The sequence below is a fragment of the Flavobacterium sp. H4147 genome (assembly GCF_029360735.1).
Classification (GTDB): domain Bacteria; phylum Bacteroidota; class Bacteroidia; order Flavobacteriales; family Flavobacteriaceae; genus Flavobacterium; species Flavobacterium endoglycinae.
The window spans coordinates 1,144,189-1,159,911 of the sequence record NZ_JARKNB010000001.1; the positions used below are offsets into that span (position 1 = coordinate 1,144,189).

Annotated in this window: 18 protein-coding genes; 11 read left to right on the plus strand and 7 right to left on the minus strand. The window is 31.5% G+C overall.

The window, feature by feature from the left end:
* Positions 1 to 74: 74 nt before the first annotated feature.
* Entirely contained in the window at positions 75 to 770 is a 696-nt protein-coding gene (locus P2W75_RS05060) for an ABC transporter ATP-binding protein (RefSeq protein WP_207298412.1), read from the minus strand.
* A gap of 80 nt (positions 771 to 850) precedes the next feature.
* Entirely contained in the window at positions 851 to 2,320 is a 1,470-nt protein-coding gene (locus P2W75_RS05065) for a DUF5687 family protein (RefSeq protein ID WP_207298413.1), read from the minus strand.
* Between the two features lie 126 nt (positions 2,321 to 2,446).
* Here P2W75_RS05065 and P2W75_RS05070 point away from each other — a divergent pair, with 126 nt between their 5' ends.
* The 3 genes from P2W75_RS05070 to P2W75_RS05080 all read left to right on the plus strand — a co-directional run bounded on the left by P2W75_RS05070 (position 2,447) and on the right by P2W75_RS05080 (position 4,506).
* Positions 2,447 to 3,499, plus strand: coding sequence for a 2Fe-2S iron-sulfur cluster-binding protein (locus tag P2W75_RS05070; RefSeq protein WP_207298414.1), 1,053 nt, complete (start codon positions 2,447 to 2,449; stop codon positions 3,497 to 3,499).
* 242 nt (positions 3,500 to 3,741) lie between these two features.
* On the plus strand, positions 3,742 to 4,137 hold the full coding sequence (locus P2W75_RS05075; protein WP_276379261.1) for a hypothetical protein: 396 nt from the start codon (positions 3,742 to 3,744) through the stop codon (positions 4,135 to 4,137).
* A gap of 60 nt (positions 4,138 to 4,197) precedes the next feature.
* On the plus strand, positions 4,198 to 4,506 hold the full coding sequence (locus P2W75_RS05080) for a hypothetical protein (RefSeq protein ID WP_276379263.1): 309 nt from the start codon (positions 4,198 to 4,200) through the stop codon (positions 4,504 to 4,506).
* 128 nt (positions 4,507 to 4,634) lie between these two features.
* Here P2W75_RS05080 and P2W75_RS05085 read toward each other — a convergent pair whose 3' ends face one another.
* Positions 4,635 to 5,642 (minus strand): glycosyltransferase family 9 protein, encoded by a 1,008-nt coding sequence (locus tag P2W75_RS05085; RefSeq protein WP_276379265.1) that lies wholly within the window; start codon positions 5,640 to 5,642, stop codon positions 4,635 to 4,637.
* Positions 5,643 to 5,682: 40 nt separating this feature from the next.
* On the minus strand, positions 5,683 to 6,288 hold the full coding sequence (locus P2W75_RS05090; protein ID WP_207298418.1) for a DUF4254 domain-containing protein: 606 nt from the start codon (positions 6,286 to 6,288) through the stop codon (positions 5,683 to 5,685).
* 110 nt (positions 6,289 to 6,398) lie between these two features.
* Here P2W75_RS05090 and upp point away from each other — a divergent pair, with 110 nt between their 5' ends.
* Positions 6,399 to 7,052, plus strand: a complete 654-nt coding sequence (gene upp / locus P2W75_RS05095) for a uracil phosphoribosyltransferase (protein ID WP_276379267.1) — start codon at positions 6,399 to 6,401, stop codon at positions 7,050 to 7,052.
* Here the strand turns inward: upp and P2W75_RS05100 are convergent.
* Positions 7,047 to 7,976 (minus strand): DUF6427 family protein, encoded by a 930-nt coding sequence (locus P2W75_RS05100; protein ID WP_276379268.1) that lies wholly within the window; start codon positions 7,974 to 7,976, stop codon positions 7,047 to 7,049. The two genes, upp and P2W75_RS05100, sit on opposite strands and share 6 nt — an antisense overlap.
* Positions 7,977 to 8,118: 142 nt before the next feature.
* Between P2W75_RS05100 and P2W75_RS05105 the strand changes: the two genes are divergently transcribed.
* Positions 8,119 to 8,349 (plus strand): uracil phosphoribosyltransferase, encoded by a 231-nt coding sequence (locus P2W75_RS05105; RefSeq protein WP_207298421.1) that lies wholly within the window; start codon positions 8,119 to 8,121, stop codon positions 8,347 to 8,349.
* Between the two features lie 42 nt (positions 8,350 to 8,391).
* Here the strand turns inward: P2W75_RS05105 and purD are convergent, their stop codons facing one another.
* Positions 8,392 to 9,666, minus strand: coding sequence for a phosphoribosylamine--glycine ligase (gene purD, locus P2W75_RS05110; protein WP_276379269.1), 1,275 nt, complete (start codon positions 9,664 to 9,666; stop codon positions 8,392 to 8,394).
* A gap of 96 nt (positions 9,667 to 9,762) precedes the next feature.
* Between purD and P2W75_RS05115 the strand changes: the two genes are divergently transcribed.
* From P2W75_RS05115 to P2W75_RS05140, 6 genes are all read left to right on the plus strand, one after another.
* Complete coding sequence (locus P2W75_RS05115) at positions 9,763 to 10,044, plus strand: type II toxin-antitoxin system RelE/ParE family toxin (RefSeq protein WP_276379271.1); 282 nt, start codon at positions 9,763 to 9,765, stop codon at positions 10,042 to 10,044.
* 11 nt (positions 10,045 to 10,055) lie between these two features.
* Positions 10,056 to 10,358, plus strand: coding sequence for a HigA family addiction module antitoxin (locus P2W75_RS05120; RefSeq protein ID WP_276379273.1), 303 nt, complete (start codon positions 10,056 to 10,058; stop codon positions 10,356 to 10,358).
* The gene (locus P2W75_RS05125; RefSeq protein ID WP_276379275.1) at positions 10,358 to 11,668 is read left to right on the plus strand and encodes a phenylacetate--CoA ligase family protein; all 1,311 of its coding nucleotides are present in this window, start codon (positions 10,358 to 10,360) and stop codon (positions 11,666 to 11,668) included. The genes P2W75_RS05120 and P2W75_RS05125 overlap by 1 nt, the downstream gene beginning before the upstream one ends.
* Positions 11,669 to 11,709: 41 nt before the next feature.
* Positions 11,710 to 12,237 (plus strand): ORF6N domain-containing protein, encoded by a 528-nt coding sequence (locus tag P2W75_RS05130; RefSeq protein ID WP_276379276.1) that lies wholly within the window; start codon positions 11,710 to 11,712, stop codon positions 12,235 to 12,237.
* Positions 12,238 to 12,402: 165 nt separating this feature from the next.
* Positions 12,403 to 13,491, plus strand: coding sequence for a non-hydrolyzing UDP-N-acetylglucosamine 2-epimerase (gene wecB, locus P2W75_RS05135; protein ID WP_276379277.1), 1,089 nt, complete (start codon positions 12,403 to 12,405; stop codon positions 13,489 to 13,491).
* On the plus strand, positions 13,491 to 14,678 hold the full coding sequence (locus P2W75_RS05140; RefSeq protein WP_276379279.1) for a glycosyltransferase family 4 protein: 1,188 nt from the start codon (positions 13,491 to 13,493) through the stop codon (positions 14,676 to 14,678). Before wecB ends, P2W75_RS05140 begins: the two co-directional genes overlap by 1 nt.
* Before the next feature lie 56 nt (positions 14,679 to 14,734).
* Here the strand turns inward: P2W75_RS05140 and P2W75_RS05145 are convergent, their stop codons facing one another.
* Positions 14,735 to 15,718 (minus strand): UDP-glucuronic acid decarboxylase family protein, encoded by a 984-nt coding sequence (locus tag P2W75_RS05145; protein WP_012023123.1) that lies wholly within the window; start codon positions 15,716 to 15,718, stop codon positions 14,735 to 14,737.
* Between the last annotated feature and the right edge of the window lie 5 nt (positions 15,719 to 15,723).

Below are 15,723 nucleotides of genomic sequence, written 5' to 3' on the forward strand. Positions count from 1 at the left end.
AGCATTAACTTATAAAAAGCAATTTTAGTATAATGACTCGTAAAAATACGCTTCTTTTTGAAATAACAGAAAAATTAAACTGCAAAAAACGATTCCAATTCTTGTAAGGTTTCTTTTGAGGTTTGAATATCCTTTACAATTTCACCTTTATTGAGCGCTACAATTCGATCACATACTTCTACGGTATGCTGTAAATCGTGGCTTGAAACCAAAATAGTGACATTAGGATCGTCAGCTAACTCTTTAATAATTTTTTTCAAACGGCTTACAGTTGTGGGATCTAGATTGGCAAAAGGTTCATCTAAAATTACCACTTCTGGATTGCCAATAAGTGTGGCAATAATTCCCACTTTTTTCTGATTTCCTTTTGAAAGATCACGCAGATATTTTTTATTGTTTAAAATTTCTCCGTTAAAAAATTCTTCGTGTTTTTGTAAAAGTGCATCAATATCTGCTTTATTTTGATGACGTAAATCTCCAATAAAATAAAAATATTCTTCTGGAGTTAAATAACCAATTAAAAAACTTTCATCTAAAAAAGAACCTGTAAAAGTTTTCCAGTTTTCGCTTGTATTTACTTGAATGTCATTGCTTTTAATATATCCAGTTGAAGGCTGAATAAGATCTAAAAGCAAACTGAAAAAAGTTGTTTTTCCAGCGCCATTATTTCCTACCAAACCAAAACTTTGTCCTTTTGGAATTTCAAGATTCTTAATATTTAAAACCGTTGTGCCGTTATATTTTTTTGAAAGCTCGTTTACTTGTATCATGGTAATTGCTAATTTTAGAGTGTTGATTTTAGATTTAAAAAAGATAATTTCTCATTATCAAATTGACATGTTATCTAAATTTAATTCTTTTGTTTGTAAGCACTTATCGTACTGTACTTTTCTATTTTATATCTTTTTTCGATTAAAGAAAAAACTTTGTCTTTAAAAACAAATCCCAAGATTCCTGTTAAAGCTACTAATGCTAATCCGAGATTGTTGTTGTTAAAATAAATTCCGATTCCGTAAAGAAACAACGGCAGTAAAATTTTGGGCAGCGTAAGCAGCATTGCGCTCACATTGAAAGCTTTTTTATCACCAAATGCACCGCCTGCATTACTTAAATCGATTGGTGTTTTAGTAAATGCACCGCCTAATAATACCAAATGCGAATTAACTCCAATATTGTAAATTGCGGCTACCACAATCGTTATATAAATATGCAAGCCAAAGTATAAGTAAAATGAACACAAAATTGTAGACACAATGGTAGCAATAACTATCAACCACCATTTTGCCATGATGTAACCGCGATACGGAATATTTTGTGTCATCATTAATTGGTAATACGAACTATCCCAGCTTGGTACAAATTGACCAAAGACAAACAAAAATCCGCCCGAAACAAAAATCCCAGCCAAAAGATGCATTACTGGTTTATCATACGTTTCAATTCCTCCAGAAAAAAATAAGAGTCCATAAAACAAGAAAAATATACTCATGACAATAGTGGTTTTGGATCTTTTATTTCTTTTAATGAGTTTAATATCATTTTTAAGAAACGTTCCTACAGTTCCAAACTGATTGAGCCATGAAAGATTTTCTGTTGAAGCAATATCTTGTTTTATAGAAAGTCCTGCATCGAGATATAAGTTCTTTTTGAAATAATTAAAAGTAAAAACATACAATCCGATTAAGGTTAAAATAGGAATTAGAAATATTCCTTCGATGTCATAAAGACTTTGAAAAAATGGAGTTGTAATTTTTGTTACATCAAATAAGTGATAGTATTGCGCGCCTCCCAAACCGAGGATTAAAACTATAAAGGCAACAAATAGTTTATCAATATTGCTTAGAATTATATTCAGAAAGTTATTGATATAAATGAGAGCCATTGCTCCTAAATGCCAAAAAACAATTCCAACAACATCGTAACCATTTAAAATCAACACAACTGAAAACGGAACAAAAAACAACGCATGCATCCAGTTAAAAAATGACAATGCGGTTTTTCCTAATGAAAAATGAACAATCGTTGGTTTTTTAAACGGTAAAACCAATAACGGTTTGATGTTTAAAACAGGAATAGATTGCAGCAGCAAACGAATTAGTAAATCAAATAAAAAATAGTAAACCAAGAATCTGTTTACGGTGACAAAAGGTTCCAATTTCATGTCTTTAAGAACATAAAATAAGCCAACACCCATTCCGATAAAAATTAATGAAAAATAAATCATCAAAAACCCGAGTAAAATTTTCATCGCCAGATTTTTATTAAACGACGCCGATCTTATAAAGGCTTTCCATTCAAGATAAATAAACTTTTTAATCATGGTTAATGTTTTTTGGTTTTTCAATAAGAGACGAAATCTTTAAAAACGTTACAAAAAAAGTTAAAAAAAATAATTTCGTGCTAAACTTTTAATAGTGGTTTGCTACTTTTGCATAAAAATTCTATCATGCCTTCATTCTTAAAACTTATAATTAAAGAGGTTAAACGCGAAACTGCCAATGCTGTTTCGGTACTTTTTAATGTTCCTGAAGAACTTAAGCCAGACTATAAATTTATTGCTGGACAATATATAAATTTAAAATTAACTCTCGACAATCAAGAAATCAGACGTGCTTATTCAATTTGTTCTGCGCCAGACAGCGGTGAATTACGAATTGCTGTAAAAGCGGTAAAAAATGGTCTTTTTTCTCAGTTTGCCAATACAACTCTAAAAGCAGGAGATGTCCTTGAAGTGGGACAGCCGGAAGGAAAATTTACTTTTGAGCCGGATGCTGAAAGACAAAAAAATTATGCTGCATTTGTAGCAGGAAGCGGGATTACACCAGTTCTTTCTATTTTAAAATCAGTTTTAAAAAATGAGCCGAAAAGTTCATTTGTACTGGTTTACGGAAATAGAACTCCAGAAGAAACGATCTTTCATCAGGAACTTCATGATTTACAATTACAATACGTAGGCAGATTTTTTGTGCATTATGTATTCAGCCAGGCGAAAGTTGAAAATGCATTATTTGGGCGAATTGAGAAATCTTCTGTCAATTATGTATTGAACAACAAACACAAAGAACTGGAATTTGATAAATTCTACTTGTGTGGTCCTGAAGAAATGATTAATACGGTTTCGAATGTTTTGAAAGAGAAAAATGTAAAAGAATCAGCTATTAAGTTTGAACTTTTTACATCTTCTTCTGAAGAAAACGTGATTCAAGGTTCTCAGGAAGGACACACAAAGATTACGGTTTTAGTGGACGATGAAGAAACTACTTTTGAAATGTCAAAAAAACAAACCATTCTTGATGCTGCCCTAAAACAAGGTGTTGACGCTCCTTATTCTTGTCAAGGCGGGATTTGCAGCAGTTGTTTAGGACGTGTAACTGTAGGATCTGCTGAAATGACTAAAAACTCTATTTTAACAGACGGCGAAATTGCCGAAGGTTTAATCTTAACTTGTCAAGCGCATCCAACTTCAGAAACTATTTATGTAGATTACGACGACGTATAATCGTTGAAATTCAAAATATAAAATTCCAAATTCCAATGTATGATTGGGATTTGGAATTTTTTTTGGAAAAAATTAGATTAAAAAATATATAAAAAGATATTACTGATTTTGAAGATTTTTTAAAAAATATGCTGAAAATTTACTAAATTAGTACAATACACAAGACTGATACATTTTTTATCGTCAAGATAGATTCTGTAAGCCTTCATTTAATTGTAAACACACTAAAAACATTAAATATCATGGCAACACATCATTATCTTCGCCTAACTTTTATTTTACTTTTTGTAATAACTTCTTTATTCTGTATCTACTTTATAATCAAAAAAAGAAAAAACAGAAAAGCTCCTAAACTGCTTTCAAAAGAAAAATATAATTCTTCAATAGATGAAATGAAAGAAGTTTCAATTTCCAATGATAATTTTTTCAATATCTGGCCTTATGTAAGCGAATTAAAAGCGGCCAAAATTCTATCAAAAGAAATTAAAGAATCTGAATTGATACATAAGGTTTTCAGGAATTCAACTGAAGATTTGGAACACATTTTACTAACCACTGAAAAAGAAAATCATTTTGTTGAAGTCGTAGTTGACAAAAACAAAAAGAAAGTACTGGGATATCTTTTTCTTAACTTGTAAGAATAGCTTTAAAAATCAAAAAAATGATGATCTTTGCCAAAGTTTTAAACTTTGACAAAGATGAAGTCAATTCGAGAAATATTTAAAAATAATCAATCGCTTTTGGAAGAGCCAGAAGTTATGCAGCTTGTTGATTATTGTTCAGAATTACAAGATGAGATTATAGAACTTAAATTTCAAAAAACAGAGAATAGAGAACTTCCATTGATCGATATGATCAAAGAAGTTATAAAAGGCTGTGAAGCTTTAGAAAAAGAACAAATGGAACACGAACGATTTGGTTATGATGCTCCAGATTATCAGGAAACAATCGCGAATCTTAAAAATTATATTTACCGCAGATGTCGCGATGAGAAGATTTGGCTTTAGGTAAAATTCCAATAAAAAAATTCCAAAATTGATAACAAGTATCATCTTTGTAAAAGTTTAAAACCTTGATAAAGATTTATAAAATTAAAAAATTCCAAATCCCAATTCGAAAGTTGGAATTTGGAATTTTAAATATTGGAATTTATTAGAGAAACCACATCTTCTGGAGAAATTGTTCTCATGGCATTTTCATAACCTTCAACCATTTTATTTCCATAAACCGAAGTTGGCAGTTTTGGATATTGATTTCGGTCTGAAGTAATTGCGTTTTCTAAACTTTGATTGAATGGCAAAAATCCTGCATACGGATGTGTTGCGCCCCAAAGTGTAACCACTTTTACACCAAGCATTGCGGCAATATGTGCGTTGCCTGAATCCATAGAAAGCATGACATTGAGATTGCTGATCAATTGTAATTCCTGCTGAAATTTAATTTTTCCAGCCATATTAATTACATTATCAAAAGGCTGAGAAAGCGATTCTAAAATTTCGATTTCTTTTTTTCCACCGCCAAAAAGTAAAATTTTATTTGATGGATTTTCGGCTAATTTTTCAATTACTTCTTTCATCAAATCTAAAGGATACACTTTAGAATCGTATTGTGCAAAAGGCGCAATTCCAATTAACTTTGAGTTTCCGTTGCCGATAATTTCTATAATATCAGTGTTTAAAACTGCTTTTTCTGGAAATATTGGATTTGATAAATCTAATGGAAAACCGAGTTCTTCGAACACTTTTGCGTGTCTTTCGAACATGGTTGGCAATTGTTTGAAAACCTTATTTTCGTCTCTTGTCAATTCCTTTTTTCCTTCACGACCTTTATCAACAGTTGCTCTTTTTTTGCCGCTTAAAGCGAAAAGTAAACTCACTATTTTAGATCGTAAAACATTATGAAGATCTGCAAAAGCATCAATTTTCAATTGTTGCACATCTTTAAACAAACGCAAAAGTCCAGGAAATCCTTTGTGTCTCTCTTTTTCATCAAAAGCAAAAAATTCTAGATTTGGAATTCCGTCAAAAAAAGGTTTAAAAAACGGACGAGAAATAACCGTCATTTTTACGGTTGGATATTGTTTTACAAAAGCTCGTAAAACAGGAACCGTCATGGCGACATCTCCCATTGCGGATAGTCTCATGACGGCTATATGCTTAATTTTGCTAGACAAGTCTGCCAAATTATTTTTTATTTTGATATAAAACTGGGTTCAACTCGTCGTCGTTGTACATTTTCATTTGTTTGTACACTTTCATGAATTTGTCACCATTTTCAATGTCAGTCAATAATTCTTCGATTGCTGTCGATAAATCTGTTCTTTGTTCTAAAAGTACATTTAACTTTTCCTGACATTTATCTCTGTGCTCTTGAGAAGCTTCTGCACGAGTTGCTTCTTCATTCATATGATAAATTTTCAATGCTAAAATTGATAATCTGTCAAATGCCCAAGCTGGACTTTCAGAGTTGATTTTTGCTCCTTCTTTTGCTTTTACATGACTGTATTTCTGCAAAAAGTAACTGTCGATATACTCAACCATATCGGTACGCTCTTGGTTAGAAGCATCGATTCTTCTTTTTAACGTTAAAGCTGCAACCGGATCAATTTGTGGATCACGAATAATATCTTCAAAATGCCATTGAACAGTGTCAATCCAATTTTTTAGATATAATAAATGTTCAAATTTATCTTTCGGATAAGGATTGTTTATCGGCTGGTCAACATTATCAAATTGATGATAATCTTTAATGCTTTGTTCGAAAACAGAATATGCTAATTTTGAAAACATGTGTTTATTTTTTATAGTTACAAAGATACTTTTTATACTTTTATGCTGCGAAAAAAAGAATTTATTTTTCGTTTTTAAAATTTTATTCGTTAATAAATCAAAAATTCAACATGAAAATTCATTATATATCTGAAAATAACAGCATTCTAAATCACTTCCTTGGACAGATTAGAAATGTAAATGTACAAAACGACAGTATGCGTTTTAGAAGAAATATTGAACGCATTGGTGAAATTATGGCTTACGAATTAAGTAAAATTTTGCCTTATAAGAATGTTGAAATTCAAACGCCCCTTGGCATTAAAAAAACTACAGAAATTGATACCGATTTGGTTTTATGCCCGATTTTAAGAGCAGGATTACCGCTTCATAACGGGTTTTTAAATTACTTTGATCACGCCGAAAACAGTTTTGTTTCTGCCTGCAGACATCATCCAAATAACGATCACGAGTTTGAAATTTTAGTTGAATATCAAGCCATTTCAGATTTAAACAATAAAACGGTTTTACTTCTTGATCCCATGCTTGCAACTGGACAATCTATTGTAGCGGTGCATAAAAAATTACTTGAAAATGCTTCTCCAGCAGAATTTCATATTGTTGTGGTTATTGCTGCACCTGAAGGAATAGCACATCTTGAAAAAAATCTTCCTGAAAACTGTCATTTATGGGTAGCTTCACTAGATGAAAAGCTAAATGAGAAAAATTACATTGTTCCAGGTCTTGGCGATGCCGGCGATCTTGCTTACGGAAGTAAATTATAATTGAGAGAAAAAAGTAAATAAGCTGCACAAAATCAGCACATAAAATACAATTTCGTTGTTTAGTTTTTGCTGCATATATTCTACATGGCTTGCTGCCATAATAGTTAAAGGCGCAATACTAAACAATAATAAATCGTTGCTTTTATCTGGCGAAATAAGATATACGGCTGCTGCAATAAAAAAGCAGGCAACTATTTTTTTGTATGAACTATGTACAATTTGAGGTCTATTTGATAATGTTGTTAACATCGAAAATACAAAGAATAAAGCCACTGCTGTATAAATCGATAAGGCTCCGTTTTCATAATTATTTTTGAAATAATCGATTTTGAAATCGATCACCGCTCGTGTTTGAAAAAATTCAACAATATCAATATGGAACATTAGCGAGATCATTAAAAAAATAATGGCTACTGCCAAAAGCGCTACAAAAGGTAAAACCCAGTTTCTATAATCTCTTGAAACGTGAAAAACTATCGATATAAATACGAGTATTAAAAAGAGAATGCTCCAGAATTGAAATAAAGAAGCTACAAAAATCCAAAATGAAGCATCAAATATTTTTTCTTTTGATGATTTTAAAGATTGAAGCGAAATCAATCTGCGAAGTGCTAAAAGAAGAAAGAAATTAGCATATACAACATTTGCATTATTGAAAATTGTTGGAAAAAATAATACAAACAATAAGTAGAAAAATATCGCGAATCCGTTGTCTTTAGTGAGTCCGTTTTTCTTGACAATAAAATTTACCATGAAAAATGAAGCCATAATAAAGCACAATAAACTTACTTTTTGGAATATTGTGAAATAAGAATTTATCCAAGACGTTTCTCGAATTTGGAACATAAAAAAGAAAACCAGTATTAAAATTACAACCAATGAATAATTTAATGGCGTAGATTTTTTAAAAACACTTGTTATCATAAGGATATTTTATACTTTTGTGATTGTAAAGATAATACTTGTTTAAAATGAAAACCCGAACAAGTTGAAAAAAGATTCAATTAACTGAATTTTATCTTCAAAGCATTACACAACAATAAATAACATATAATTTTAAAGAATTATGACAGCTTTTTTTGAAGGAATACAATACTTATTCGTTAACATTTTGTTTTGGCCGCTTGATCAACTACGTAAGCTAGAACTAATTACATGGTTTGGTGCTAACACTATCAACTGGCTTTTTATGATCATCTGCGCATGTGCAATCGTTTATTGGATTAAACAATTACGCATTTTTGATGATGCTGGAACAGAAAACCAAGATACAACAGCTCATTCATTTTTAAAATAAAAAACCAAACCCTTTAATTAAAAAGGGCTGGTGAATTTATTTTTAGATTAAATCGAAACCGATATCTTTTCTAAAATACATCTTATCAAAGCTTAGTTTATCTATGTTTTGGTAAGATTTTTTTATGGCCTCTTGGAAATTATCACCGTATGATGTTATAGCAATTACACGTCCTCCATTAGTAACGACATTTTCACCATCTAATTTTGTTCCTGCGTGAAAAACTATAGAATCTGTTACATTTTCTAATCCAGAAATTACTTTTCCTTTTTCGAAATCTTCAGGATATCCGCCAGAAACTACCATTACCGTTGTGGCACTTCTTGGGTCAACTTCTAAATTAAAATCTCCTAATTTTTGATCAGCAACAGATAAGAACAATTCTACTAAATCTGATTTCAATCTTGGCACAACTACTTCTGTTTCCGGATCACCCATTCTTACGTTGTACTCAATAACGATTGGTTCGTTTTTCACGTTAATTAGACCAATGAAAACAAAACCTTTATATTCGATTCCGTCTTTTTGGAAACCTTCGATAGTTGGTTTTACGATACGAGTTTCAATTTTTTCCATTAAAACTGCATCTACATAAGGCACTGGAGAAACTGCTCCCATTCCGCCTGTATTCAAACCTGTATCTCCTTCTCCAATACGTTTGTAATCTTTTGCTGTTGGAAGAATTTTATAGTTTTTCCCGTCGGTCAAAACGAAACAGCTTAATTCGATTCCGTCCAAAAATTCTTCGATAACCACTTTTGAACTTGCTGTTCCAAATTTTGCATGAACCAGCATGTTTCTTAATTCGGTTTTTGCTTCTTCAAGATCCTGAATAATCAAAACACCTTTTCCAGCTGCTAATCCGTCAGCTTTTAAAACGTAAGGAGGTTGTAAAGTTTCTAAAAACTCACATCCTTTTTCTACCGTTTCAGCTGTAAAACTATCATAAGCTGCAGTTGGAATATTGTGTTTCATCAAGAATTCTTTTGCAAATTCTTTACTTCCTTCTAATTGTGCACCTAATTTTGATGGTCCAATAACTGGAATATTTTTTAAACTTTCGTCGTTTTTAAAATAATCGTAAACCCCTTTAACCAAAGGATCTTCTGGTCCTACGACTACTAAACTTATATTTTCTTTAAGCACTAATGCTTTTACTGCTTCAAAATCAGTTGGAGATATGGCAACATTTTCGGCAATTGCAGCGGTTCCTGCATTTCCTGGTACTACAAAAAGTTTTTCGCAAAGCGGACTTTGAGTCATTTTCCATGCAAATGCATGTTCTCTTCCGCCTGATCCCAATAGTAAAATTGTCATGTGTTGTTGTATTTTAGTTGTGGTGCAAAAATAGTCTGTTTTACGCTTAAATAATAATTTATTTTACTTACTTTTGACGTTAGTAATGCGAAAGGTATGATAATTTCATTTGGATCGAAAGAAACAGAAAAAATCTGGAATGGTATTGCTGTCAAAAAACCTTCGATAGATATTCAACAAATTGGCAGACGAAAACTTAGAATGCTCAATAACTCACAAAATTTAACTGATTTGAGAATTCCACCTTCTAATCGTTTGGAAAAACTTAGCGGAAATCTAAAAGATTTTTACAGCATTAGAATTAATAATCAATGGCGAATTATTTTTTGCTGGGAAAATGGAAATGCTTCAAATGTCGAAATTATTGATTATCATTAAAAAAATTAAAAATGGAAAAATTAAAAAACATACATCCGGGAGAAATTTTATTAGAAGAATTTTTAATTCCGTTAAACATTACAGCTTATCGATTGTCTAAAGACTTAAAAATTCCACAAACAAGAATTTCTGAAATTATCAAAGGAAACCGAAGAATTACAGCGGACACAGCTTTACGTCTAAGTCATTATTTTGGAAATTCTGCTAAATTCTGGCTGGGACTTCAAGATGATTTTGATATTGAAGAAGAAGAATCTAACAAAGGTCAAGAATTAAAATCAATTAAACGTTACGATTTAAAAGAAGCTGTTTAATGATTCCTGTTTTCGACATTTCGCTTCGATTGAATGGTTTTCCTATCAAGAAAGCCCAATCTGAATTAGAAGAAATTATCAATTTATCTGAAAAAGAATTTGCTGTTTTTCTTGAAAACAAAAAGACTGATATTGTTGACTTTCATCTTAAAAACAATTCCTTTTACAAGGAATTAGCTGGAAATGCAACCGCTCAAAATTGGGAAAATCTTCCACTTTTAAACAAACAAAATTTACAAAAACCGCTGGAAGAAAGACTTTCAAAAGGGTATTCTAAAAAAAATATTTACCTCAACAAAACTTCCGGATCAAGCGGAACTCCTTTTGTTTTTGGTAAAGATAAATATTCTCACGCTTTAACTTGGTCTTCAATCATTATGCGTTTTGGATGGTTTGGAATTGATTTTAACCATTCGTATCAAGCACGTTTTTATGGAATTCCAATGGATTTTATTGGGTATCAAAAAGAAGGCATCAAGGATTTTCTAACGCATCGTTTTCGTTTTCCAGTTTTTGATTTATCTGATCAAGTTCTTGAAAAATTTCTAAAAAAATTCAGAACTAAAAAATTCGATTACATTAACGGATATACGAGTTCTATTGTTTTGTTTGCTAAATATTTAGAGCAAAAAAATATTGTTTTAAAAGATATTTGCCCAACCTTAAAAGCCTGTTTTGTTACTTCAGAAATGCTTTTTGAATCGGATAAAGAACTTTTGGAAAGACAATTTGGTATTCCAATTATCCGCGAATATGGTGCTTCTGAATTGGATTTAATTGCTTTTGAAAATGCAGAAGGCGAATGGCAGGTAAATTCGGAAACGCTTTTTGTCGAAATTTTAGATGAAAACAATAATCCTGTTCCACATGGAACCGAAGGTAAAATTGTGATTACTTCTTTATTCAACAAAGCACATCCTTTCATTCGATATGAAATTGGCGACATTGGAATTCTCGATGAAAAAAGCACACCTCAAAAACCAATTCTTAAAAAACTTATTGGCCGAACAAATGACGTTGCCATTTTACCAAGCGGCAAAAAATCGCCTGGATTGACGTTTTATTATGTAACCAAAAGCATTATTGAAGATGATGGAAATGTCAAAGAATTCATTATCAAACAAACTCAATTAGACACTTTTGAAATTGAATATGTTTCTGAAAAAGAATTAAATTCAGAACAAATCGACAAAATAAAACAAGCAATCGATTTATATTTGGAGCCAAATTTAAACTTCAGTTTCAACCGAAAAACGGTTTTAGAAAGAACCAATCGAGGAAAATTGAAACAGTTTCAATCTTGTTTATAAATATAAATAAAATCTTACATTTGTTTTTTAATTAAAAACTTATGGATAATCGATCTCTTCTTTCTGAAGAAACAATTTCTAACAAAATATATTTTATTCGCGGACAAAAAGTGATGCTCGATCGTGATCTAGCTTTACTTTATGGAATTGAGACTAAACGACTAAAAGAACAAGTTAAAAGGAATCGAAACCGTTTCCCTGAAGATTTTATGTTTGAACTTACTAAAGTAGAATTCGAAAATTGGAGGTCGCAAATTGCGACCTCCAATTCTGAAAAGATGGGTTTAAGATATGCCCCAATGGCATTTACAGAACATGGAATATTAATGCTTTCAAGCATTTTAAATAGCGACAAAGCAATACAAACCAATATTCAAATTATGCGGATTTTCACAAAAGTGAGACAAATGCTTTTGGATACGACTGAAATTAAGATTGATATTCTTCAGATTCAGAAGAAATTAGAAAATCATGATAAAAATATAGAATTAGTGTTTTCTTATTTAGACGAATTAACGGAGAAAAAAGAAAATGAAGAAGAAAGAGTAAAAATTGGATATAAAAAGTAATTCTTCAAGGTCACAAATTGTGACCTTAGAAACTTGAAGTCGCATTTTGCGACATCAAGATTAATACAAATTATTCAGTAGTTAAGTTTCTAAAAAATCCAATTTAAACTTTACTTTTGCCAAAAGAAACTTAAACAAGTTTGTCCTAATTACTGAAGTCAATCTATGAAAATTACCATAATTGCGGGCGCAAGACCTAATTTCATCAAAATAGCACCTATTATTAATGCTATTCAAAAGAAACAAAATGAAGGTTTGAATATCTCATTTCGTTTGGTACATACAGGTCAGCATTATGATAAAAATTTAAGTGATACTTTTTTTGAAGAATTAAATATTCCGCAACCAGATGTGAATCTGGAAGTAAAAAGCGGTTCTCAAGCCGAACAAACCGCTGCAATTATGGTTGCTTTTGAAAAAGAACTAATTCAGAATCCAACTGATTTGGTTTTGGTTGTTGGCGATGTAAACTCTACAATGGCTTGTTCAATTGTGGCTAAAAAATGTCATACAAAAGTAGCTCATGTTGAAGCTGGAATTCGTTCTGGAGATTTAACAATGCCCGAAGAAATCAACAGAATGCTGACAGACAGTATTACCGATTACTTTTTTACAACCTCAACTTCGGCATCAGAAAATTTACTAAAGTTGGGTTCAGATCCTCAAAATGTCCACTTTGTGGGCAATGTCATGATTGACACTTTATATCAAAATATAAACCGAATTTCGGCTCCTGATTTTTGGAATGACCATCAATTACACGAAAAAAATTATATCATTTTAACTCTGCATCGTCCTGCAAATGTTGATGAAGTTTCTTCATTGATCGAATTATTGCACGGAATCGATCTGCTGGTAAATGACAAAAAGATAATTTTCCCTATTCACCCGAGAACTCAGGCAATTTTAAAAGAGAGTAAAACAGATTTTAAAAATATCATTTTTGTTTCGCCTCAAGGTTATCTGAATTTCATGTATTTAATTAAAAATAGTTTTGCGGTTATTACAGACAGCGGTGGAATTTCTGAAGAAACGACAGTTCTTGGAATTCCATGTTTTACAATGCGTGATAATACCGAAAGACCTGAAACAGAAACTATTGGTTCTAATACTATTGTAGGAACTGCATTGGAAAATCTGAAAACGGTTTTTGGTTCGTTTTTACAAAATGGTGCCAGAAAAAGTGGTATTCCGGATTTATGGGATGGAAAAGCATCCGAAAGGATTATTTCAATTTTATTGGATAAAAAATAATGAAAGATATTCTTATTATATCCAATTATTATCCGCCGGAAAAAGGTGCAGCCGCCAACAGGATTGAGCAATTGGCTTTAAAACTCGATCAAAACGGATATAGTGTTTCGGTTATTTCACCACTTCCAAATTATCCTAAGGGAGAACTTTTTCCAGAATATAAAGGCAAATTTTCGGTAACTGAAAAAATTGAAAATATCACTTTAAAACGTCTTTGGATTTATCCGAGTAACAGTTCTAATATTTTTAAAAGAATTGTTTCGACGCTTTCTTTTTCGACTACTTTATTCTTTTATTTATTGTTTGCAAAAACACCTCAAAAAGTTATTGTACAATCGCCTCCTTTGTTATTGTCTTTTACTGCTGTTTTCGCTCTTTGGATTAGAAGAAAAAAAATAATTCTAAATGTTTCTGATCTTTGGCCAACAGCAGCTATTGAACTTGGCGTTTTAAAGAAAAACAGTATTTCGCATAAATTTCTACGTCTTATAGAGCGTTTTATCTACAAAAAGGCAAATCATATTTTTGGACAATCTAATGAAATTATTAATCATATTCATTCGATATTTCCAGAGAAGAAATGCTTTTTATATCGTAATTATCCTGATCATTTTATTGACAATGTACTACAAGAAAAACACAATTCAAATGAACCTATTAAATTGTTTTATGCTGGTTTATTGGGAGTTGCGCAAGGTGTTTTTGAACTTATCCAAGAATTGGATTTGAAACATCTAAATGTTGAATTGCATATTTTTGGTGATGGTGCCGAAAGAATAGAAATTTTAAATTATCTAAATCACAACCCAAATGCAAAAATTATTTTTCATGGAATGTTAGAGCGAAATGTATTGCACGAAACTTTGCAAAATTTAGATATTGCGTTGGTTCCTCTTAAAACAAGAATTTACGGCTCTGTTCCTTCCAAAATATTTGAATATACAGCTTTAGGATTTCCAGTTCTATATTTTGGCGGCGGTGAAGGCGAAAATATTGTGGAAGAAAATAATTTGGGATGGGTTGTTCCTGTTGAAGATTTTAAAGGTTTAAACAACGCTTTAAAACAAATTTCGGAAGTGGGAAAAGAAGAAATTCAAAATATGAAAAAGAACATTTTTCTTCATGCGAAATCTCATTTCAGTCTTGATGAACAAATGAAACAATTAATTGAAAATGATGCTTTTTAGTTCATTTTTATGAAAAGAAAAAGGGAAAATATTGTAGAATATTTTCCCTTTTTTTATTATTTGATATAACTAGAAAAATCTTTGTGTTCTTCTTTTGCAAGTTCTTCTGGAGATAATGATTTGAAATATTCATACGTAATTTTCATTCCTTCCGCACGACTTACTTTTGCTTCCCATCCTAACAATTCCTTTGCTTTTGTTGTGTCTGGCTGACGCTGCAATGGATCGTTTATTGGCAATGGATGATACACCACTTTCTGGTTTGTTCCTGTGAGTTTTATGATTTCTTCAGCAAAATCTTTGATTGTGATTTCATCAGGATTTCCAATATTTACTGGATATACATAATCCGAATGTAATAATCTGTAAATACCTTCAACTTGATCGTCTACATAACAGAAAGAACGTGTTTGCATTCCGTCTCCAAAAATTGTTAAATCTTCGCCACGTAAAGCCTGCCCAATGAAAGCTGGAATTACACGTCCGTCGTTTAATCGCATTCTTGGTCCATAGGTATTGAAAATACGAACGATTCTGGTTTCTACTCCATGAAAAGTATGGTACGCCATTGTAATGGATTCTTGAAAGCGTTTTGCTTCGTCATAAACTCCTCTTGGACCAATTGTGTTTACGTTTCCGTAGTATTCTTCTGTTTGTGGATGAACCAAAGGATCACCATAAACTTCAGATGTTGATGCGATCAAAATTCTGGCTTTTTTTACTCTTGCTAATCCTAATAAATTGTGCGTTCCTAAAGATCCCACTTTTAAAGTCTGAATCGGAATTTTTAAATAGTCTATTGGACTTGCTGGCGACGCAAAATGCAATATATAATCTAGATCACCTGGAATATGAACAAATTTAGTAATATCGTGATGATAGAACTCGAAGTTTTCTAATTTGAATAAATGTTCAATATTTTTAAGATCTCCAGTAATCAGATTATCCATCCCAATAACAAAGTATCCTTCTTTGATAAATCTGTCACATAAATGCGATCCTAAAAAACCTGCCGCACCTGTAATAAGTATTCTTTTCATAATAG